A 22,208-nucleotide genomic window follows, 5' to 3' on the forward strand; every position below is an offset into this window, starting at 1 on the left:
ATATTTCGCTGATAATGGTACAATTTTAAATGAGCACCAAAACTGGTTGAAAATATTTCAAGAATATCCAGTTACTATATATTTGGAGGGCACACTATGCATTTTACCAAATGGCAGGCTTGTGGAAACGATTTTGTGTTTATCAACGCTGCTGAAAATCCTGATATAAAATCGATTTCTGATCAGGCCAAATTGATATGTGACCGTCATTACGGAGTTGGTGCTGATGGTGTTATTTTTATTCTACCTTCAGAAGCCGCTGATTTAAAGATGCGCATATTTAACAGCGATGGTTCGGAAGCAGAAATGTGCGGAAATGGCATACGGGCATTTGCAAAATGGGCTTTCGAACTGGGCTTGGTCAATGAAAAGAAAATATCTGTAGAAACCGGAGCAGGTATCTTATACCCTGAATTATTAGATGATGGAAATGTCCGCGTTGATATGGGCGTACCGCACTTATCAGCGAAGGAAATTCCTGTTCTCGGTTTTGGGGATGGGACTGTTGTAGATAAGCCGTTGATTAATGGCGGGACAGGCAAACATTATCAGGTTAGCTGCGTATCTATGGGCAATCCGCACTGTGTTATCTTTGTTGATGATGTAAATGCGATTGACCTTCCTGGAGAAGGTCATCAATTAGAGATTGATGCACATTTTCCAAATAAAACCAATGTGGAATTCGCTCAAAAACTTTCCGGGAATCACTTCAGAATGCGGGTTTGGGAAAGAGGCACCGGGATTACCCTGGCATGCGGAACGGGGACTTGTGCAGCTGTCGTAGCAGCTATTTTGAATGGTTTTGCCGATAAGAGCGCCGACGTAGATCTTGATGGAGGCAGTCTCCACATTGACTGGGCAGGCAGCAGCAAGGATCATGTGTATATGACGGGACCGGCAGTCAAAGTATTTGAAGGGGATATCAGCCTTTAATACGGGCTGTTTAGTGGAGCATAGGAGGAAGATTGTATTATGAGAAGTATGACCGGCTTTGGCACAGGTACTGCTAAAAGTGATAATCTTCTAATTGTTACGGAAATAAAGTCTGTAAACAGCCGTTTTCTTGAAATTAATTTCAGAAGCGATTATTCGAATCAAAATAATCTGGAGAACATCTCACGACAAGTTATCAAAGAGAATGCTTCACGTGGCAAGTTTAATGTCTATGTTTCCATTAAGGAAATTGAAACCCCTGATGGAAATTTGATTCATGTGGATGAGGATGCCCTTGGAAATTATATCAAGGTGTTATCGAAAGTTGCGCACAATAAAAAGCTGTTGAAGAGACCTCTTGATTTATCTGATGTCTTGCTGTTTAAGGATGAGTGGCTTAAAGCGGAGAAAAAGGAAATTTCAGATGATGAAGTTTCTTCCCTTTTCAAAGAATCTATAGCAAAAGCTGTCCAGGAACTGGTCAGTATGAGAGAAACAGAAGGATGCAACCTGAAGGAAGATCTGACGTCAAGGATCGACTGGCTGCGCGGGAAGCATGATTATCTGGTGGCAAGACAAAACGATGTCATTAAGAGTTATGAAACCCGCTTAAGGAGCAGGATAGAGAAAATCTTTGATGACCAGAATAAGGAAATTGATGAAAGACGGATTTTGGAAGAGGTTGCTATCTTCGCTGATAAAACCGATTACACAGAGGAAGTTGTCAGATTCTCCAGCCACTTGGATCAGTTCCAGAAAATACTTAATGAAACTAAGCCTGTTGGCAAAAAGCTTGACTTTCTCCTGCAGGAAATTAACCGGGAAGTCAATACGATGGGTTCAAAAACGAATGACAATGATATCATTGACTGTGTTATAATGATTAAGACAGAATTGGAAAAAATTCGAGAACAAGTACAAAATATTGAATAGGAGAGTTAAAAGTGAGTTTTTCTTTAATTAATATTGGATTTGGTAATATGGCAGCAGCTGCACGTGTAATGGCAATCATCAGCCCTGAATCTGCTCCGGTCAAAAGAATGATTCAGGATTCAAGAGATAAGGGCGAATTAATAGATGCAACCTATGGAAGAAAAACACGTGCTGTTTTAATTATGGACAGCGGTCAGATTATTTTATCAGCTGTACAGCCAGAAACGATTTCGCACAGACTTATGAATAAAGATACGGCGATCAGTGAAGGAATGGATGATAATTGATGGACATGTCAGGAAAAACCGATAAGGGTATATTGCTTGTGGTTTCAGGTCCCAGCGGTGCAGGGAAGGGGACCATCTGCAGTGCAATTCGTGAGTTGTATCCAGATTTGCATTACTCTGTATCAATGACTACCAGGGAGCCCAGAAAATGTGAAGTCGAGGGAGAAAGTTATTTCTTCAGAACCAAGGAACAGTTTGAACAACTGATCAAAGAAGACGCCTTTTTGGAGTATGCAAAAGTGTATGATAATTACTATGGTACTCCCAAAAAGTATGTTTTGGATTTAATCGATAAAGGACAGTCTGTACTTCTTGAAATTGATATCCAGGGCGCGATGCAGGTAAAAAAGCGTTATCCTACCGGAGTATTTATCTATATTGTTCCACCTTCGCTGAATGTTTTATCAGGACGTCTCCATAACAGAGGAACAGATTCTGAAGAAGTGATTCAAAAGCGTCTGGCTCAAATAACAAGCGAGCTTGCAATGGCTCATCAGTATGATTATATTGTTGTTAATGATATTTTAGAGGACGCAGTTCATAAGACATCTGCTATTCTGGAGGCAGAGAAATGCAAACTCAGCCATAATGAGGGGCAGATTGAAACAATTTTCAAACAATATATCAATAAGGAGGTACCTTTAAAATGATGTGTTATCCTTCAATCGACAGTCTTATTAAGAAAGTAGATTCCAAATATACATTGGTAACTCTGGCGGCTCAGAGAGCCAGAGAACTTACCGACGGACAGCCTGCATTGATTCCAAATGCAGCTGATAAAAAAACTGTTACGATAGCATTGGAAGAAATCTACAATTCAAAGATTACCTATTCATTCGGGAAATAATACAAGCAGGGTGGTAACACTTCTATTCCTGAATTTTGACGGAAGGGCTAATAATGTTTAAAGATAAGCACATAGTTGTTGGTGTTTGCGGCGGCATAGCTGCCTATAAAACAGCAGGGCTTGTAAGTCAGCTCAGACAGAATGGAGCTGATGTTCATTGTATTTTGACAGAACATGCAGCTAAGCTGGTTACTCCGATTACCTTTGGAGAACTTTCCGGCAATGATGTTACTGTTGATATGTTCGCAAATATTAATAAATGGGATGTTGAGCACATTGCTCTTGCCCGTCTTGCAGATGTATTTGTGATTGCGCCTGCAACGGCTGATATCATTGGAAAAGTAGCCAATGGGATCGCTGATGACATGCTGTCTACTACGATTATGGCAACGAAGGCAAAAGTAGTATTTGTTCCTTCAATGAATACTAATATGTATGAGAATCCCATTGTCCAGGCTAATATACGCAAACTGGAATCTTTAGGATATATTTTCGTTGAACCGGAATCCGGCCATTTGGCATGCAATGTTACGGGTAAAGGCCGTTTCCCGCAGCTGAATGTGATCATGGAGCACATTTACAAGGCACTCTACAGCAAGCATTTGCTGAAGGGGAAGAAAATTGTGGTTTCTGCCGGCGGAACTCAGGAAGATATCGATCCCGTCCGGTACATAAGCAACCGCTCAAGCGGTAAAATGGGATATTCCATTGCCAGAGCTGCCGCACTGGAAGATGCAGATGTTACTCTTGTAAGTTGTACACATGCGCTTCCTGAACCAGTCGGTGTTCATATGATTTACGTTCATGATGCCAGGGAACTGGAAAAGGCAGTTAATGCTCAGTATGACGATTGTGATGCACTTGTCATGGCTGCAGCTGTATCTGATTATCGTCCAGCCGTGCGGGCCGAAAATAAAATAAAGAAAGAACAGCATGATCATCTCAATATAGAACTCACAGAGAACCCGGATATACTCTACGGATTAGGCCAGAAAAAGACACACCAGTTCCTGGTAGGGTTTGCGGCTGAAACCAGGGATGTCATCGAATACGGTAAAGCTAAATTAGCAAAGAAAAACCTGAATCTCCTTGTGGCGAATGATGTTGCACAGCAAGGCGCAGGATTCAATGTTTCAACCAATATAGCAGCTCTTATCTATAAAGATGGTCATATTGAGCAATATCCGAAAATGACCAAAGATGATTTGGGACATATTATTATCGAGAAAATTGCCGAAGGCATAAATTGACAGTTAAAATAAAGAGACTCTCCTTCTAAAAGTGAGGGTCTCTTTTGATTATGTTATCTAATTGTTATTTTTAATCTATTGCTAAATAATGACATTCCCGTTATAATAGAAACATATGAAAATAACTCATCAAGAGCGGTAGAGGGAACTGGCCCGAGGAAGCCGCAGCAACCATTCTTTTTAGAACCGGTGCTAATTCCAACAGCAGCAGCTGACAGATGAGAGGACTATCTCTCCTTCTGCAGGAGAGTTTTTTTATTACCCAATTACCTTTATATTTAATCCTAAGGAGGGATTTTAATTGGCTAAGAAAGTATTATTTACTTCTGAATCTGTAACAGAAGGACATCCTGATAAAATTGCCGATCAGATTTCTGATGCAATTCTTGACGCAATCCTGGAACAGGATCCGAATGGCAGAGTTGCTTGTGAAACGACGGTTACGACTGGACAGGTACATGTCTTTGGTGAAATCACAACAACGGCCTATGTACCGATTCCTAAAATTATAAGAGATACGATTCGTGAAATCGGTTATACAGATGCACATTATGGCTTTGATGCTGATAGTGTCGGCATCAACGTTTCTATTGATGAACAGTCTCCGGATATCGCTATGGGCGTTGATAAATCTCTTGAAGCAAAAGAGTCCAAGGCTGACCAGTATGATATCGGCGCTGGCGATCAGGGAATGATGTTCGGCTATGCTTCCAATGAAACACCGGAATACCTTCCGATGCCTATTGCTCTGGCTCACAGACTTTCCCGCAGACTGGCAGAAGTCAGAAAAAATGGGGAACTCGCTTATCTGAGACCAGATGGCAAGACACAGGTTACTGTTGAATATGAAGACGGCAAGCCTGTACATATTGATACCACTGTAATCTCTGCACAGCATAATCCGGAAATTTCACTTGATCAGATCAAGAAAGATCTCATTGAACATGTAATCAAGGTTGTTATGCCGGCTGATTTTATTGACGACAGCACCAAGTACCTGATCAACCCGACCGGTCGTTTTGTTATCGGCGGACCGCAGGGAGATGCCGGTCTTACGGGCAGAAAGATTATTGTTGATACCTACGGCGGCATGGCTCGTCACGGCGGCGGATGCTTCTCTGGTAAGGATCCGACAAAGGTTGACCGTTCAGCTGCTTATGCGGCACGTTATGTTGCAAAAAATATTGTTGCAGCAGGTATCGCTGACAAATGCGAAATTGAATTGGCATACGCTATTGGCGTAGCTGAACCGGTATCCATTTTTGTTGATACTTTCGGAACCGGAAAGATCAGTGATGAAAGAATCATTGAACTCATCAGGAAGAATTTTGAATTAAGACCTGCCGGAATTATTGATATGCTGGATCTGAGACGTCCGATTTACAAGAAAACAGCAGCTTATGGACATTTTGGCAGAACAGATATTGATCTGACCTGGGAACACACCGATAAGGCGGACGTTCTTAGAAGAGAAGCTGGTTTATAATTCATATCAAGGGTTCTTGAAATATGATAGAATAGTGGTTACTCTTAAAGAGTAACCACTATTTTTTTGAGTCGATTGATCGGAGATAAAATTTTATGAGAACAATCATTGCTGAAGTGATTATCAATCGAGTGAGCAAGCGTTTAAATAAAACGTTTTCTTATATCGTCCCAGAAAAATTTGCATCTGTTAAGGCTGGTACTAGATGTCTGGTTTCCTTTGCAGGCAAGCATGAAGAAGGAATCATTCTATCCATAACCGATGCCGACCCAGATCAGTTTGATTATAAGCTTCAATATATATTGGATGTCATGGACACTGAACCTTGGTTTACTGAGCAGATACTCCTTTTGGCTTATTGGATAGCCGCGTATTATATGTGTCCTCTGATTGAGGCTTTGAGACTTTTCCTGATTGATAAGGTAGGCATTCAAAGGGAATATACATATGAGATTTTGTGGGATAATATTCCGGCGGGCTCAGAATTCTCATCGTTGATAGATCATTCCGTCAAATCACTGCATGAAAAAGATGCTGAGCTTATTTTCGGGGGTCATCTTAAAGAATGTCTTGATCAATCTTATCTGATCAGGAGAGAACTATTATCCAGCGTACATGCAGCACCTGTTGAGCGGTGGATTGAATTCGTCTCGACTCCGAAAGAGAGTGATCTGATTCGCAGCAGCAAACAAAAACTGCTATGGGGGCTTCTTAAAACCGAAAAGGCAATCCCCGTCAGGAATTTAAAAGAACAAGGGATTTCTGATGCGGTCGTCCGTGCATATTGCAATAAAGGCTTTGCAAAAGTAATTTATAAAGCGAAGGATACTTATTCCCTGATAACGGATTCAAATACCAGAGGCAATGAAAAGAATCCAACTGAAGAACAGTTTAATGCAATCAATGAGATTTCCAAGCTTATTGATAAATCTTCTTACGAAGGCGTTTTATTAAAAGGTGTCACCGGGAGTGGGAAAACCGAGGTGTATCTTCAGTGTACGAAACACGCTCTTGAAAAAGGCGGATCGGCCTTGATACTGGTTCCGGAGATTTCATTAACCAATCAGCTCACTTCCTATTTTGCATCTGTGTTTGGCGATGATGTCGTTTTTATGCATAGCAAATTATCAAAAGGAGAGAGATATAACAACCGCCAGAGAATCGTCAACGGAGAAAGCCGTATTATTATTGGATCACGTTCTGCGCTTTTCCTGCCATTTAAAAATCTGAAACTGATTGTTGTTGATGAGGAGTATGACTCTTCCTATAAACAAGGAGAGAGCCCCAGATATAATGGAAGGGACGTAGCCAAGATGATGGCCAAGATCTCTAACTGCCCTATTGTCCTGGGGGCGGCAACGCCATCGATAGCAACTTACTATGCGGCCTTAAGCGGGAAGATCAGGCTGATTGAATTAAAGCACAGGGTATTCAACACTCCCTTGCCCAAAATATTGATTTACGATATGAGAGGAGATTACAGTAACAGCGGAAGATTGATTTCCATGCCGCTTAGGGAGCTGCTTGAAAAGACACTGGAGAATAAAAGAAAAGCGATTCTGTTATTAAATAAAAGAGGATTTGCATCTACGCTGATATGCTCATCATGCGGCTATGTTTTTAAGTGCCCTAATTGTGACGTATCTTTTGTATATCATAAAGAAGAGAACTTATTGAAGTGTCATTACTGCGGCACGACCAGTATTCCTCCGTATAAATGCCCCAAATGCGGAAACAGGAAAATCCGCTATCTAGGCTGGGGGACTGAGTTGATAGAAAAAGAGTTAAAGGAAGATTTTCCGCAGGCCAGATGCCAGCGCTTTGACCTTGACTGTACATCAAGAAAAAATAGTGCACAAAGAATCCTAAATGATTTCAAAAATGATAAAATAGATATATTATTTGGGACGCAGATGGTCGCAAAGGGACATGATATTCCAAATGTCAATACTGTTGGAATCTTATCTGCGGACAGCATCCTGAATATGCCGACCTATCTGGCAGCCGAACAGACATTTAATCTGATTACCCAGTGTGCAGGCAGAGCCGGCCGGGGAAAAGAACGCGGAGAAGTTATCCTGCAAACCTATAATCCTGAACATTATGTGATTGAAACAGCCGCCAGGCAGGATTATGAGAAATTTTATGAGCAGGAAGTAGAATTCCGTAAAATGCTCGGTTATCCTCCATTTCTGAAATTACTGAAAATTACATGTTTTAATAAGGATTACAATACTGCGGTCAATCAGGCAAATACCATTTACCGGTTCCTCTGCGAGGCCAATAAGAATCTGAAAGCAAAAGTATCCTTTACGGAACCGTTTCCGGAACCAATCAAACGGGTCAGAAACTTATATTTCATATCCATATTGATAAAAGGCAGTAATTTTGTGGATTTGAAAAATTTGATGAGAAATTCGGTAATATTCAAAGAAAATGATATAATTATAGACGTAGATCCAATATAAAGAATTAAATAATTGGATTTACTCGAAGATTAAAAGAAAGAAGGTATCATAAGTTGAGTAAAATTATTAGTGCGGGAAATCCGATATTAAAGAATGTGGCAGCTCCTGTTGAAGTGTTTGATAAAAAATTGAAATTCCTGGTTATTGATATGAAAAAGACCCTGTATGAAGCTAACGGTGTAGGTCTTGCTGCTCCGCAGATTGCGGTGTCTAAAAAGGTGTTTGTTGCTGATGACGGTGAATCCGGCTTTGAAGCTTACATCAATCCGGAATGGAGCCCCATCGGGGATGAGAAGAATACCGACATAGAAGGATGCTTATCCGTTCCTGAACTCTTTGGGGAAGTGGAACGCTATTCGAATGTCATTGTGCATTATCAGGATATACATGGCAAGAAAAAAACAAAAAAGGCATCCGGGTTATTAGCACGCTGCATCCAGCATGAAACTGATCATTTAAATGGCATCCTTTTCATTGAAAAGGCTCTTTCACTTCATAAAGGACCTAAGACAGATGAATAATTATAAAATCGTATTTATGGGAACACCGGATTTCGGAATACCATCATTAAATGAGCTCTATAAACAGGGGTATGAGGTTGAAGCTGTTTATACACAGCCGGACCGGGTCAATAAAAGGGGAAATAAAGTACAGTTTTCTGCGGTAAAACAATTCGCATTGGAACATGATATTACTATTTATCAGCCCAACTCCCTGAAGGATGAAAAAGAGCTTGATGTGTTAAGGGCTCTGAATCCTGATCTGATTATTGTAATAGCTTACGGAAAGATTTTGCCGCAGGCTGTTCTTGATATTCCCAAGTATGGCGTGATTAATGTGCACGCATCGCTTCTTCCTAAGTATCGCGGCGCCGCACCTGTTCAGCGTTCGATCATTGATGGAGAAGAAACAACCGGAGTAACGATCATGCAATTGGACGCAGGAATGGATACTGGCAATATTATTGCGGAAAAAAGCGTATTTATTACTCCGCATATGACATCAGAAGATCTTTTTGACGTACTGAGCAATGTCGGAGCAAAACTGTTGATCGATGTTTTGGATGATCTGCCGGCTAAACTGGCTGCTTCTGTAAAACAGGATGAAAGCAAAGCAACATATGCTGAAAAATTGACGAAGGAAATGGGACATATCAACTGGAATGATTCTGCCCGCACGATAGACAGGCTGATCAGGGGAATGTATCCAAATCCGGGTACATATACTTTCTTCAGGGGAAAGCGGATTAAAATTCACGAGGCTGTTCTGCTTGAATCAAGTTCTAATGATGCCCCAGGGAAGATCTTCTCTCTTTCCGACGGAATGCTTCATGTTAAATGCAGTGACGGTGCCATAGGGCTTCTCATGATTCAGCCCGAAAATCATAAAAAGATGAGCGCATCAGACTTTATTAACGGGTACAAGGTGACCACGGATGAATCATTTGAATACTAATGCTCAGGCTCCTTCTGCAAGGGCTCTGGCATATCAGGCGCTTTATGATATTTTGGAAAAAGGCGCTTATTCGAATCTAAGACTTCAGACGGCACTCAAAAAGAATCATTTGAAGGGGCCTGAGGCGCATTTATTGACAGAATTGGTTTACGGCACTCTTAGAAAATACAAGTATCTTGTCTGGATTATCAGCCGTCTTAGCAGCCATCCTGTAAAAAAGATACATCCTGCAGTTCGGATCCTGTTATGTATTGGGCTCTATCAGCTGATATATTTATCCAGGATTCCGGAATCTGCCGCAGTCAATGAAACTGTTAAAATTGCAAAGAAGATTACACACCCCGGGAATGTCAGGTTCATCAATGGTGTGCTTAGAAATTTCCTCCGGAAGAAGGAACAGTTTGAACTGCCAAAACGGGAAAGCAATCCGCTTTTGTATGATGAACTCTTCTATAATATGCCTGGATGGCTGGTACAAAAATGGCAGAAAGAATTAGGACCGGAGAAAACAGATTTAATATTGAAGGCCTTTAACGAAGTACCTGATACTTCCATACGTGTTAATACTTTACGAACTGATACACAATCCGTTTTAAAGCTTTTATCTGAAAAAGGTGTCGAAGCCCAGCAGAGTGATTTTTATTCGCCAGCTATCATCCTTAAACATGGGGCTGACCAGTTTTTTGCTGAAATCCTAAACAAGGGCTATGCATCTGTTCAATCTGTCTCATCAATGATTCCGCCAGTTGTATTGTCTCCTGAACCAGGAGAGCGGGTTCTTGATATGTGTGCCGCCCCGGGAAGCAAAACGACGGAAATGGCTGAATTAATGAACAATGAGGGCCATATTGATGCATGGGATTTATATGACCACCGGGTTCAGCTAATAAAAGAAAGTGCACATAAGTTAGGTATCAAAATTATTCATGCAGAAGTACAGGATTCAACCGTCCTGAATGATTCCTGCAATGAAGAGTATGACAAAGTACTTTTGGATGCCCCGTGTTCCGGTCTGGGTGTACTTGGACATAAACTGGAAATCAGATGGAACAGGAAAGAGGCCGATATAAAGGAATTCCCCATCCTGCAGAAAAAGTTAATTTCTACTGCAGCTCATTATGTTAAGCATGGAGGGGTCTTGGTCTATAGTACCTGTACACTGAATAAACAGGAAAATGAATCTGTTGTTAAGTGGTTTATAGACAACTTTACTGATTTTGAATTAGAAGGTTTCCAATTGCCAAATGGAAAAGAATATGAAAACGGTATGGCAACGCTTTGGCCGGATGAATGTCATAGCGATGGATTCTTTATCGCTAAAATGAAAAGGAGATAATATGAGTTGGAATATTTGGGGCCATACACTTGCTGAAACAGAAGATTGGATTGTCAGAAATGGTTTTCCCAGATTCAGGGCCAAGCAGATTCAGGATTATTTGTATCACAGATATGTATATGATTTTGATGAGATGAAACAATTGCCGGGTGCAATGAGAGAATGGCTCAAGGAAAATACAGTAATCAGCAAACCGCAGATTATCAATCAGCTGCAGTCGGATGATAAAAACACGACTAAACTCCTGCTCAAGCTTTCTGACGGCTCCCTGGTTGAAACCGTCTGCATGCATCATGATTATGGCAATTCCATTTGTGCTTCTACGCAGGTAGGATGTGCGATGGGATGCGTCTTCTGTGCTTCCACCTTTGATGGAATGAAGCGCAACCTTGATGCTTCAGAAATACTGGCGCAGGTGTTTGCTTTCAAGCAGCATTTTGATATTCCTGTACATTCCATCGTATTGATGGGAGCAGGCGAACCTCTGACAAACTATGAAAATGTGCTGCGGTTCATCAGACTCTGCAATGATCCCGATATCTTGAACATCAGTCTTAGAAATATCACTCTCTCAACCTGTGGTATCGTTCCACAGATCTATCGTCTGGCGGAAGAAGGATTGCCGATCACTTTGGCAATTTCGCTGCATGCGCCGAATGATATGATAAGAAATCAAATCATGCCTATCAGCAACTCTTATAAAATTGAGGATGTAATTAACGCCGCCAGATACTTCTATAACAAAACGGGCCGCCGGGTTACATTCGAATACATACTTATAAAAGATGTGAACGCTTCTGCGGATAATGCAAATGAATTATGCAGACTTATAGGAAATCTGAACTGTCACATTAATTTAATTCCTGTTAATGGCACTGAACATATTCAGTTATATCCGCCGGAAGCTGATGAAGTGAAAAAATTCCAAATGATTTTGGAAAAGCATGGCAGGACGACAACAGTCAGGAAACAGATGGGTGATAAGATTCAGGCAGCCTGCGGCCAGCTGAAGAGAAGATATCTGAAGAACTGAGCGAGACTGTTATTCATCTCTATTCATATACCGCTCTGCTAAAATTGACTATGGTATTGCATAATGATAGTATTAGTGAAGAAATAGTTTCAAACGTATCTTACGAAAGTTTCTATTTAATGGATTGCTTTATAATTTTTTAGGTTTCATGCATATTTGCAGAAAACATGGACAGGCATTGGTTTCTATGATACTTACATTGGGTGATTCAAGAACCGGATTAGTCCGAAAAGTTAATGAAGACGCGATCAATCTGGATGTAGAAAATGTTTATATATTAGCAGATGGTATGGGCGGCTATGAAGGCGGCCAGATTGCCAGCACACTTGCTGTCGAGAGTGCTGGTAATTTTTTGGAGCGCCTTGAGCCCGCTGAACTCTCTGAATCCAACTTAAAGGAATCTATACTGCTGGCTAACCAGGCCATATTGGACCGGAAGCAGGATGACGATCAGTTTCTTTCTATGGGTACAACAATGATAGCTGCTTCAGTGATCGGCGATACCTTGAATTGGGCTCATGTAGGAGACAGCCGTTTATATGTTTGGCACGATAATATACTGAAACAAATCACTACGGATCATTCATTTGTTATGGAACTTGTCAATGAAGGAAAAATATCCAGGGAAGATATGCGTTTTCATCCCCGGAAAAACGAAATTACCAGGGCAGTCGGAATTGAAAAATCTTTGACTGTGGATACCGGGCATTTTAAGTTGGATAATGATTCTTTGGTTCTGCTTTGCTCAGATGGTTTGACGGGTATGATTGATGATAACGTCATCAGGTCTGTTATTGCTGATAATCCAAGAAGAACACAGGATGACTTAAAAAAGTTAGACAAGGATTTAATGGAAAAAGCTTATGATGCAGGAGCAAAAGACAATGTGTCTCTTATTCTGGTTCAGTTTACAGAAACATTGGAGTAATTTATGACCGGAAAAATTCTAGATAGCAGATATGAAATTATAAAGAAAATCGGCTCTGGCGGCATGGCTGATGTTTATATGGCCAAAGATATCCTTTTGGATCGCATCGTAGCCGTTAAGATTCTGCATAGCAATTTTGCTGAGGATAATGATTTCATTGTAAGATTCAGACATGAGGCGCAATCCGCAGGAAAATTAACACACCCGAACATTGTGGGAATTTATGATGTCGGCTGTGATGGCGATATTCACTATATCGTCATGGAATATGTCGAAGGGGAGACACTGAAGCAATATATCCAGTCACACCCCAATATTCCCATTGATACAGCTGTCAGAATTGCTATCAGTATCGGCAATGCACTAGAAGAAGCACATGCGAATGGCATTATTCACTGTGACATCAAGCCGCATAATATACTGCTGACCACCAATGGAAAGGTCAAAGTAACAGATTTCGGCATTGCAAGAGCAATCAACTCATCCACTGTTATAGATAAACAGTCCATCCTGGGTTCCGTTCATTACCTGTCGCCTGAACAGGCTGCAGGTGATAAGATAACGGCCAAGACGGATATTTACTCTTTGGGAATTGTTCTTTATGAAATGCTGACTCATCATCTGCCGTTTGAAGGTGAGACAGCGGTAAGTATTGCTCTTCAGCATATGCAGGGAGATATTCCCAGGCCGACAAAATATAATCCGGCAATTTCGCCAATGCTGGAAGAATGCCTTCTTACAGCCCTCCAGCGGGATCCGGATAAAAGATATGATTCCGTTTCTGATTTCATTTCGGAATTGAAAATTGCGCAGGGATTTACGACTTCAATCTACAACAAGCCGGCGTCTCATGATTTTACTGCGCTGACTCGTCCTCTTCCTACAAAACAAAAGCCGATCGTATTGGAAAAAGATGGGAAAGTGGCTACTTTTATTGCCAATCTTCCGCAGAAGTACATCTGGATTGCGATGGTAGCTTTATTTGCAATCTGTTTTGCCTGGGCATTCTTTACCTTCGGCAACTTCTGGAGTGCTGAAAACATTTCCGTTCCGAACGTGGTGGGAAAACCGGTAGAGGTCGCTGAAACATCTCTGAAAAAACTGAATCTGAAGGTTTCTGTAGATGAAATTGCGAGTGATGATGTACCTTCCGGACAGGTCATTTCCCAGACGCCTCCGGCCGGTACCAATGTGAAAGCACAGAGGATCATTCATCTGACTGTAAGCAAGGGCGGTTCGACCATGCTTATTCCAGACCTGAAGGGTCTGACTTTGGAGCAGGCGAAAGAACGTCTTGACAAGATGGGATTGTCTTTGGGAGCAGTCGAAAATGGAAATGATCCGGACAAGCCTTCCGATGTTATTATTTCCCAAAGCCCGGATTCCGGCGCAAAGGCAACAAAGGGGACGCGGATCAATATAGTTATCAACATGCGTCAAAAGGTAAGTGTTCCGAATTTGACCGGAATGTCGTTATCTGATGCGCGTAATTCCTTGCTTTCCATGAAACTTTCCGTAGGTACAATAACTTCTTCTGACGGTACAGCAGCTGATGCTCCCAATGCAGTTGTAGTTTCGCAGGATCCGGCCGGCGGAGAACAAACGAATTTCAATGTCGTTAATCTTACGATTGGATCAAAATCCAAGAGCCAGAAGAAAAACGGGACAGTCAATATTACAATTCCAAAAGAAGGCAATGCACGTCAGGTAGAAATCTATGTAACTGATGATACCGGAAAGCATACGGTCTATAATGCGAAGGTTAATGCAGGAAGCACGATCAATAAGGATGTCTCTGGTGTAGGCAATGTCAGGGTTCAGGTTGTTATTGATGGTTCTGTCGTTCAAGACAGGGAGCTTTAATCCGCTATGAATGGCATTGTACTTAAGAACCAAAACGGCTACTTTAATGTTTTACTGGATAACAATGAGACGGCCTCTTGCCGATCCAGAGGAAAGCTGAAAAAGAAAACCGATATACTGGTTGGAGATTATGTTGACTGCGAGCTGGATGATTCAGGGCAGATGCTGATTAAGGATGTCTATCCCCGGCTGACGGTTCTTCATCGTCCGCCTATAGCCAACGTTGACCAGCTTATCCTGGTTTCTGCAATCAAAAGTCCTGATCTGGATCAATACTTATTGGACAAGATGATCGTCCTATCAGAATATGCAGGGATAAATCCGGCCATCATTATTAATAAATATGATCTGGATCCATCTCATGCACTTTCTGTCCGAGATTACTATGTAAATGCCGGATATGACTGTATTTGTACCTCTTTAGAAACAAAATACGGACTTGAAAATGTTCAGATGCTTTTAAAGGGGAAAATCATTGCTTTTTCCGGCCCTTCAGGTGTCGGGAAATCCAGTCTTCTGAATTATATTCTGGGCTCTTCTCATTTTATCTCCGGGGAAGTCAGCAGTCATTCAGGACGGGGAAAAACAACAACCCGTCATGCGGAATTAGTCAGATACTCTGATCACAGTCTTCTTATGGATACCCCCGGATACACGCTGCTTAACATTAATCATCTGAAGCCGGAAGAAACAGCCTATCTTTTTAAGGACTTCAGGCCTTATTTGGGCAAATGCAGATTCAATGACTGCATGCATGACAAGGAACCAGACTGTGCTGTCCGGGATGCAGTGCAAAACGGAGATATCCAGCTGGAACGATATAATAATTATATCAAACTTCTTAGTGAATTGAATTCAGAAAAGAACAGGAGATAGTTCTTATGGAAATAGCACCGTCAGTATTAGCTGCCAATTTTGTCAGACTCGAGGATGAAATCCGCGATGTGGAGCAAAACGGAGCAGACCTCCTTCACCTGGATGTTATGGATGGCCATTTTGTACCAAATATTTCATTCGGCCCGCCAGTGATTAAGTCTATCCGGACAGTAACCAATTTGCCGCTTGATGTACATCTTATGACCTATAATCCTCAGGATTATCTGGATGTATTGGAATCTATCTCTGTCCAGTACATTTCCTTCCATGTAGAAGCAGTTCCTCATTTGGACAGAATGATACAGAACATCAAAGGAAGGAATATCAAGGCCGGTATCGCACTGAATCCGGGTACACCGATAGGAGCTATAGAAGAAGTTCTTCCACTATTGGATTATGTGCTTATCATGTCCGTGAATCCGGGATTTGGCGGTCAGAAATTCATTACTTATACCCTTGATAAAGTAAGACGTTTAAAGGATTTCATCATAAACAAGGAGCTTTCCACTTTAATAGAAATTGATGGCGGCGTTAACAAGGACAATGCCAGATTACTGAAAAATGCCGGGGCAGATATACTTGTTGCTGGTTCATCAGTATTTAATCAGCCAGACAGAAAAAATGCCATTGAGTCTTTGAAGGTGTGAATTATTCCCCGATTAAAATAAAACCTGTACCTTATTGATTTAAATCAGAGGTACAGGTTTTATTTTGTCATATGATAATGGTAAAATATATACGATTAATACTTTAAGAGTATTGTAATCTGGTCTATATCAATTGATAATTTCTGGGACTGGTTTTAGGAGGAAAAAGAATTGATCACTAAAAATTCTATCCAACACTTACTTAATCATGAAGGACTCCGAATCACTGTTGCAGATGTTACTGATGCAGCAAAAGAAGCTGGGAATATACACAATCTTTCATTATTTTCTGAAATAATCATTGGCAAAATTCTCGCTGCAACTGCCGCACTGGCAACTGATTTCAAAAATCACGAAGGAATCTCTCTGAAGTGGGTAACGCATTCGCCTTTGGGAATTATCCGGGCTGATGCTTATGAAGGTCATTATGTAAGGGGATTTATAGAAAATCCTGAAGCAGAGGCTTTCGATAAATACGATCCTGCTGAAGAGAAACGTCTCGTTTGTGAAAATGCACAGCTGTTTGTCACAAGGTATTCCCTGCTGAAACAGCCATATATCAGCACAGTAAACGCATCATGCAATAGTATTTCTGAATGTCTTACTTCTTACCTGAACGAATCAGACCAAACAGATTCTTATCTGGATATCCAATTTCAGTTAGGAGAAGACGGAAAGCTGGAAAGAGTTGCCTGCTTCCTGGCACAGATGACGCCTCAGGCTAACAAGAAATTATATGATGATTTGTTTATACTGAACAGCAAGGGATGGAAAATCTTTGGAGACAAAGAGGATGCATCATCTTTAAGCTTCCTGATAGATAAGGAAGGCTTCCTTCCCATTGGCGAATCGGTCATCAAATTTCAGTGCACCTGCAATTTGGATCATATAAGAAATTCGCTGCTTCTGCTTCCCGAAACGGAAAGAAATGAATTGCTGGAAGACGAAGTTACAGAAGTTTGCTGCCATTATTGTGGTAAAAAATACAATATACCAAGATCAACTTTAGTTAAATGGTTTAACGATGAAAAAGGGGAGGGTATTCAATGAATAAATTAGCTTTTATTGGTGGTACAGGTGTTTATAACCCTGAAATATTAACTGATCTCCATAGCGAAACAATTGAAACTCCATATGGGACAGCAAAATATGAATTAGGATATTTCAAGGATAAGCCGATCGTCTTTATGGCAAGGCATGGTGTGAATCATACGATCCCGCCGCATAAGATCAACTTCAGGGCCAACATTTATGCTTTAAAGGCGCTGGGGGTATCTTCCATCGTATCGACAACAGCAGTTGGATCTCTGAATCCCGATTACAAGCCCGGCGAACTGGTACTGGTTGATCAGTTCATCGATCAGACGAAATCAAGAATCGGTACTTTCTATGACGGCGAACTGCATGGAGTTGCCCATATTGATATGACACATCCATATTGCCCGCATCTTCGTGCTGCCGTCCTGGATGCTGCACACCGTGAGGGAATCGTCATCTATCCAGAGGGAACCTATATCTGTACAGAAGGCCCCAGATTTGAAACTCCCGCTGAAATCAAAGCATACCGGATGTGGGGGGCTGATGTTGTCGGTATGACAAATGTGCCGGAGTGTCAGCTGGCCAGGGAAGCTGAAATGTGCTACGCTACCATTTCCATGGTAACAAATTTCGCTGCAGGCATTTCGAAACAATCTTTGACGCATCGCGAAGTTGTTGAATGCATGAATCAGAATATTGAGAGTTTTGTTAAGATCATTACGATCCTTTCTCAGGAATTTGATCCTGATACTGACTGCGACTGCAGACATGCCGCCAAAGACTTTGGAGGATTTCAGTTATGAAGCAAGGTCTTTGGTCATTGAAATGGGATAAAGATCACCTGATTCTTCTCGACCAGACAAAATTACCCGATGAAATTGTTTATATCGACTGTTATTCGTATAAGGATGTCGTCTCTGCCATCAAGACACTGGCTGTCAGAGGCGCGCCTGCCATTGGCGTGGCGGCCGGTTACGCATCTGTCCTGGCTTTCAGGGAATGCAGGGCATATTCTGACACTGGTTTGACGGAACGTTTTTATGCAGTGCTGGATGAACTTGAAGCAGCTCGTCCTACAGCTGTTAATCTGTTCTGGGCGATTTCTGAAATGAAAGAAGTTTATTCTCATTCAGAGAGCCTGGAAACAGCCGGGGCAGAACTGCTGAACAAAGCAAAATACATTGAATATTCCGACCGGGATATGTGCAGGCGTATTGGTTCACACGGAGCTGATTTATTTAAAGGCAAAACTGCCCTTAACATTCTGACACACTGCAATACGGGTGCACTTGCTACGGCGGGGGACGGCACGGCATTCAGTGTTATCAAGGAGCTTAATGAAAGAGGCCAGATTTCATGTGTATATGCCGATGAGACGCGGCCCCTTCTGCAGGGATCACGTTTAACCGCAACGGAACTCATGGCAAATGAAATCCCGTGCTGTCTGATTACGGATAATATGGCTGCCATGCTCATGAATACAAGACATATTGATGCCATTATCGTCGGAGCTGACAGGATCGCTCTTAATGGAGACGGCGCCAATAAAATTGGTACATATGGACTTGCTGTCCTTGCTTCTTACCACCACATACCATTTTATCTGGCTGCACCGTTTTCCACATTTGATACCTCTATCAAAAGCGGCGGTGAAATAGTTATTGAGGAAAGAAATCCGGATGAAGTAAGGACATACAAGGGAATCCAGCTGGCCCCCAAGTATGTTCCTGTATTCAATCCGGCATTCGATGTGACTCCCAATCATCTGATAACAGGGATTATCACTGAAAAAGGCGTTATTGTCCCGCCATATACAGATAATATTAAAAGATTTTACAAGGAAGAAGGTTAAAACAATGAATGAATCAATGATACGTGATATTAATTTAGCTGAAGAAGGCAAACAGCGTATTGCCTGGGTAGAGAAATTTATGCCTGTTTTGAATACACTGAAAGAAGAATTCTCCGCTGATCAATCTTTCAAGGGCAAGACAGTGGTCATGTCCATTCATCTTGAAGCCAAAACTGCTTACCTGGCACTTACACTGAAAGCTGCAGGCGCCAATGTTATCTGCACAGGAAGCAATCCGCTCTCAACACAGGATCCTATTGCGGCTGCTTTGGTTGATAACGGAATCACCGTTTATGCATGGCACGGCTGCACTGACGAGGAATATACGCTTTTCTTAAATAAGGCACTCGATCATAAACCTGATATCATCATCGATGATGGCGGCGATCTTGTTCATCTGCTTCATACGACCCGCAAGGATGCCCAGGTCAACTTAATCGGCGGCTCGGAAGAAACAACAACCGGCGTCCATCGTTTAAAGATCCTTGAAAAGGCTGGCGATCTGGAATTCCCGATGATTGCGGTAAACGATTCTTACTGCAAATATCTCTTCGATAACCGTTACGGGACAGGACAGTCGGCCTGGGATGGAATTATCAGAAGCACGAATCTGACAATTACCGGCAAAACTGTAGTCATTGCCGGATACGGCTGGTGCGGCAAGGGCGTTTCCATGCGTGCAAAAGGACTCGGCGCTCATGTCATCGTAACAGAGGTCGACCCGATCAAGGCTATTGAAGCAGTCATGGATGGTTTTGAAATCATGCCGATGGATGAGGCTGCAAAAGTAGGGGATATCTTCCTGACTGTAACCGGCGATATCGATGTCATTACAGAAAGACACTTCATGCAGATGAAAGATGGCGCTATCTGTGCCAATGCAGGCCATTTTGACTGCGAAGTCAGCCATGCTGACCTTGAGCGCATCTGCACGAAGAAATATGAAGCCAGAAAGAATATTGAAGGATACGTACTGCCAAATGGCAAGACTGTATTCTTAATGGCAGAAGGACGCCTTGTCAATCTGGCAGCCGGCGATGGACATCCGGCTGAAATCATGGATCTGTCCTTTGCTATGCAGACATTGGCAGTCTGGTACCTTTTAGGCCATGGCAGGGATATGAAACCGGCAGTATATACACTTCCTCATGAACTTGATACCAAAGTTGCTCAAATCAAACTTCAGTCAATGGGCTACAAGATTGACAGCTTATCTGAAGAACAGAAAAAATATCTGGGACTTGACTAGGAGGGAATATGTCAACACTTATCAGAAATGCAGCAGTTTTTAGGAACAATTCCATTGTGGAAAACCAGAATATCGTGATTGATGGAAAGTATATCAAAGAATTTCCCGATAATCCTGATCCGGCAGACTATGATGAAGTTATCGAAGGAAATAATATGCTTTGCCTTCCTGGTCTTGTCAATACACATACTCATGTGGCAATGACTTTATTCAGGAGCTATGCTGATGATATGGAACTGATGGACTGGCTTCAGAATAAGATCTGGCCGGCTGAAGATCATCTTGATGATGATATTGTATACTGGGGAAGCATGCTTGCCTTCGCGGAAATGATCCGCGGGGGAACAACAGCTTTCTGCGATATGTATATGTTCATGGATTCCTGTGCAAAAGCTGCCGATCTGGCCGGAATGAGAGGGAACCTGGCCAGAGGACTGGCAGGAATCGGACCCAATGGGGACAAGGGACTGGCAGAGAACATTGAGCTCTTTAAAAACTGGGATCATGCAGGAGACGGAAGATTCAAGGTTATGCTCGGACCGCATGCTTCATATACCTGTCCGCCTGATTACATCAGGAAGGTCAGGGATGCAGGCATGAAATACAACATTCCCATTCATATCCATCTGTCCGAAACGCAAGGCGAGGTTGACAATTGCCTGAAGGAGTATGGAAAGACCCCAATCGCATTGATGAATGATCTGGGATTATTTGACCTTCCGACACTGGCAGCACACTGTGTACAAGTGAATGACGACGATATCAGAATCATGAAGGAGAAAGATGTACATGTCGCACATAATCCGACAAGCAACCTCAAGCTTGCATCAGGAATCGCTCCAGTAACAAAGATGAGGGCTGCAGGTATAACGGTGGGGCTCGGAACCGATGGGGCTTCCAGCAATAACAAGCTTGATATGTTTGCAGAAATGCGTCTGGCAGCACTCATTCATAAGGTGAAGGATAACGATCCATTAGCCATCAATGCATTGGAAGCTTTGAACATGGCTACTGTTGATGGTGCTAAATGCATGGGCTATGACAATCTTGGCACTCTTGAATCGGGAAGCCTTGCAGATATCATCCTCGTAAATCGTGAAGGCTTCAACTGGATGCCCGGATTCAACAGCATTTCGCTGGCTGTATATTCTGGAAACTCAATGGATGTCGATACCGTAATGATTAATGGCAAAGTCGTAATGCGCCATAAGGAATTGCTCACCATTGATGTTGAAAGGATGAAACGCGAAGTTTCCAGAGTTACGGATAAATTATTTTCGTTTGCAGGCTGAATTTGACGGGTAGGGATAGATTTATTTTTACTTCCGATAACATTAAATTATCGGAACCTACAAATTCCTCCTAAAACAGCCAGGTCTCTCTCGTAATGCTTTTACCCCTCTCATATGTTCTTTTTGGTATTGTATTACTGAAAACTGGCTGAGGATCTATTTCCTCTATTTGGATACTACAAATACAACAACCAATTCTATTTTTTATAATGACTCCAAATTAAATAATCACCTGTATCTATCAGCTGTTCATTTAATTTGGAGTCTTATTGATTTGAATCCCGGGAATGTCCATGCAGGTCATGAACGAATCTCCCGCTGTATATCTGAACTGCACAACCTTTCTGTATTTCTATTCTTTATATTTAGAAATAGCTTTTCGATTTTTAAATATCTTTTGAATATGATATGTGATAGCATATAATAATAATATGA

General features: G+C 41.8%; 21 protein-coding genes and 1 riboswitch. All 21 genes read left to right on the forward strand.

Annotation, left to right across the window (positions count from 1 at the left end; all coding sequences use genetic code 11):
* Positions 1–96 precede the first annotated feature (96 nt).
* The 21 genes from dapF (at position 97) to M3200_RS04050 (ending at position 21,773) form a co-directional block, all read left to right on the forward strand.
* Complete coding sequence (gene dapF, locus M3200_RS03950; RefSeq protein ID WP_022382241.1) at positions 97–933, forward strand: diaminopimelate epimerase; 837 nt, start codon at positions 97–99, stop codon at positions 931–933.
* A gap of 39 nt (positions 934–972) precedes the next feature.
* A complete protein-coding gene (locus M3200_RS03955; RefSeq protein WP_022382242.1) occupies positions 973–1,866 on the forward strand; it encodes a YicC/YloC family endoribonuclease in 894 nt (297 codons plus the stop codon).
* Between the two features lie 11 nt (positions 1,867–1,877).
* Positions 1,878–2,153 carry an extracellular matrix/biofilm regulator RemA gene (gene remA, locus M3200_RS03960; RefSeq protein ID WP_022382243.1) on the forward strand — a complete coding sequence of 92 codons (276 nt, stop codon included), beginning with the start codon at positions 1,878–1,880 and terminating at the stop codon, positions 2,151–2,153.
* A 5-nt stretch (positions 2,154–2,158) separates the two neighbouring features.
* Positions 2,159–2,803 (forward strand): guanylate kinase, encoded by a 645-nt coding sequence (gene gmk, locus M3200_RS03965; RefSeq protein WP_370797269.1) that lies wholly within the window; start codon positions 2,159–2,161, stop codon positions 2,801–2,803.
* Positions 2,800–3,000: a DNA-directed RNA polymerase subunit omega gene (gene rpoZ, locus M3200_RS03970; RefSeq protein WP_022382245.1), complete on the forward strand. Its 201-nt coding sequence runs from the start codon at positions 2,800–2,802 to the stop codon at positions 2,998–3,000. The genes gmk and rpoZ overlap by 4 nt, the downstream gene beginning before the upstream one ends.
* Before the next feature lie 50 nt (positions 3,001–3,050).
* Positions 3,051–4,250 (forward strand): bifunctional phosphopantothenoylcysteine decarboxylase/phosphopantothenate--cysteine ligase CoaBC, encoded by a 1,200-nt coding sequence (gene coaBC / locus M3200_RS03975; protein WP_288178130.1) that lies wholly within the window; start codon positions 3,051–3,053, stop codon positions 4,248–4,250.
* 123 nt (positions 4,251–4,373) lie between these two features.
* Positions 4,374–4,475, forward strand: a riboswitch (SAM riboswitch).
* A gap of 76 nt (positions 4,476–4,551) precedes the next feature.
* Entirely contained in the window at positions 4,552–5,736 is a 1,185-nt protein-coding gene (gene metK / locus M3200_RS03980) for a methionine adenosyltransferase (protein WP_022382247.1), read from the forward strand.
* Between the two features lie 95 nt (positions 5,737–5,831).
* Positions 5,832–8,204 (forward strand): replication restart helicase PriA, encoded by a 2,373-nt coding sequence (gene priA / locus M3200_RS03985; protein ID WP_022382248.1) that lies wholly within the window; start codon positions 5,832–5,834, stop codon positions 8,202–8,204.
* Between the two features lie 53 nt (positions 8,205–8,257).
* Positions 8,258–8,725 carry a peptide deformylase gene (gene def / locus M3200_RS03990; protein ID WP_022382249.1) on the forward strand — a complete coding sequence of 156 codons (468 nt, stop codon included), beginning with the start codon at positions 8,258–8,260 and terminating at the stop codon, positions 8,723–8,725.
* A complete protein-coding gene (fmt, locus tag M3200_RS03995) occupies positions 8,718–9,659 on the forward strand; it encodes a methionyl-tRNA formyltransferase (RefSeq protein WP_022382250.1) in 942 nt (313 codons plus the stop codon). The genes def and fmt overlap by 8 nt, the downstream gene beginning before the upstream one ends.
* Positions 9,640–10,995: a 16S rRNA (cytosine(967)-C(5))-methyltransferase RsmB gene (gene rsmB / locus M3200_RS04000; RefSeq protein ID WP_022382251.1), complete on the forward strand. Its 1,356-nt coding sequence runs from the start codon at positions 9,640–9,642 to the stop codon at positions 10,993–10,995. Before fmt ends, rsmB begins: the two co-directional genes overlap by 20 nt.
* A 1-nt stretch (position 10,996) precedes the next feature.
* Positions 10,997–12,028: a dual-specificity RNA methyltransferase RlmN gene (gene rlmN / locus M3200_RS04005; protein ID WP_022382252.1), complete on the forward strand. Its 1,032-nt coding sequence runs from the start codon at positions 10,997–10,999 to the stop codon at positions 12,026–12,028.
* A gap of 187 nt (positions 12,029–12,215) precedes the next feature.
* The gene (locus M3200_RS04010; RefSeq protein ID WP_022382253.1) at positions 12,216–12,956 is read left to right on the forward strand and encodes a Stp1/IreP family PP2C-type Ser/Thr phosphatase; all 741 of its coding nucleotides are present in this window, start codon (positions 12,216–12,218) and stop codon (positions 12,954–12,956) included.
* Between the two features lie 3 nt (positions 12,957–12,959).
* Positions 12,960–14,819 (forward strand): Stk1 family PASTA domain-containing Ser/Thr kinase, encoded by a 1,860-nt coding sequence (pknB, locus tag M3200_RS04015; protein ID WP_022382254.1) that lies wholly within the window; start codon positions 12,960–12,962, stop codon positions 14,817–14,819.
* A 6-nt stretch (positions 14,820–14,825) separates the two neighbouring features.
* The gene (gene rsgA / locus M3200_RS04020; protein WP_022382255.1) at positions 14,826–15,695 is read left to right on the forward strand and encodes a ribosome small subunit-dependent GTPase A; all 870 of its coding nucleotides are present in this window, start codon (positions 14,826–14,828) and stop codon (positions 15,693–15,695) included.
* Positions 15,696–15,700: 5 nt separating this feature from the next.
* Positions 15,701–16,342, forward strand: coding sequence for a ribulose-phosphate 3-epimerase (gene rpe / locus M3200_RS04025; protein ID WP_022382256.1), 642 nt, complete (start codon positions 15,701–15,703; stop codon positions 16,340–16,342).
* A 171-nt stretch (positions 16,343–16,513) separates the two neighbouring features.
* Positions 16,514–17,392, forward strand: a complete 879-nt coding sequence (locus M3200_RS04030) for an Hsp33 family molecular chaperone HslO (protein ID WP_022382257.1) — start codon at positions 16,514–16,516, stop codon at positions 17,390–17,392.
* Positions 17,389–18,183 (forward strand): S-methyl-5'-thioadenosine phosphorylase, encoded by a 795-nt coding sequence (gene mtnP / locus M3200_RS04035; RefSeq protein ID WP_022382258.1) that lies wholly within the window; start codon positions 17,389–17,391, stop codon positions 18,181–18,183. Before M3200_RS04030 ends, mtnP begins: the two co-directional genes overlap by 4 nt.
* Entirely contained in the window at positions 18,180–19,232 is a 1,053-nt protein-coding gene (gene mtnA, locus M3200_RS04040) for an S-methyl-5-thioribose-1-phosphate isomerase (protein WP_022382259.1), read from the forward strand. Before mtnP ends, mtnA begins: the two co-directional genes overlap by 4 nt.
* A 4-nt stretch (positions 19,233–19,236) precedes the next feature.
* Positions 19,237–20,481 (forward strand): adenosylhomocysteinase, encoded by a 1,245-nt coding sequence (locus M3200_RS04045; RefSeq protein ID WP_022382260.1) that lies wholly within the window; start codon positions 19,237–19,239, stop codon positions 20,479–20,481.
* A gap of 8 nt (positions 20,482–20,489) precedes the next feature.
* On the forward strand, positions 20,490–21,773 hold the full coding sequence (locus tag M3200_RS04050; protein ID WP_022382261.1) for an amidohydrolase: 1,284 nt from the start codon (positions 20,490–20,492) through the stop codon (positions 21,771–21,773).
* The last annotated feature ends 435 nt before the right edge of the window (positions 21,774–22,208 follow it).

This window comes from Dialister sp. CAG:357 (assembly GCF_000435155.1).
GTDB lineage: Bacteria > Bacillota > Negativicutes > Veillonellales > Dialisteraceae > Dialister > Dialister hominis.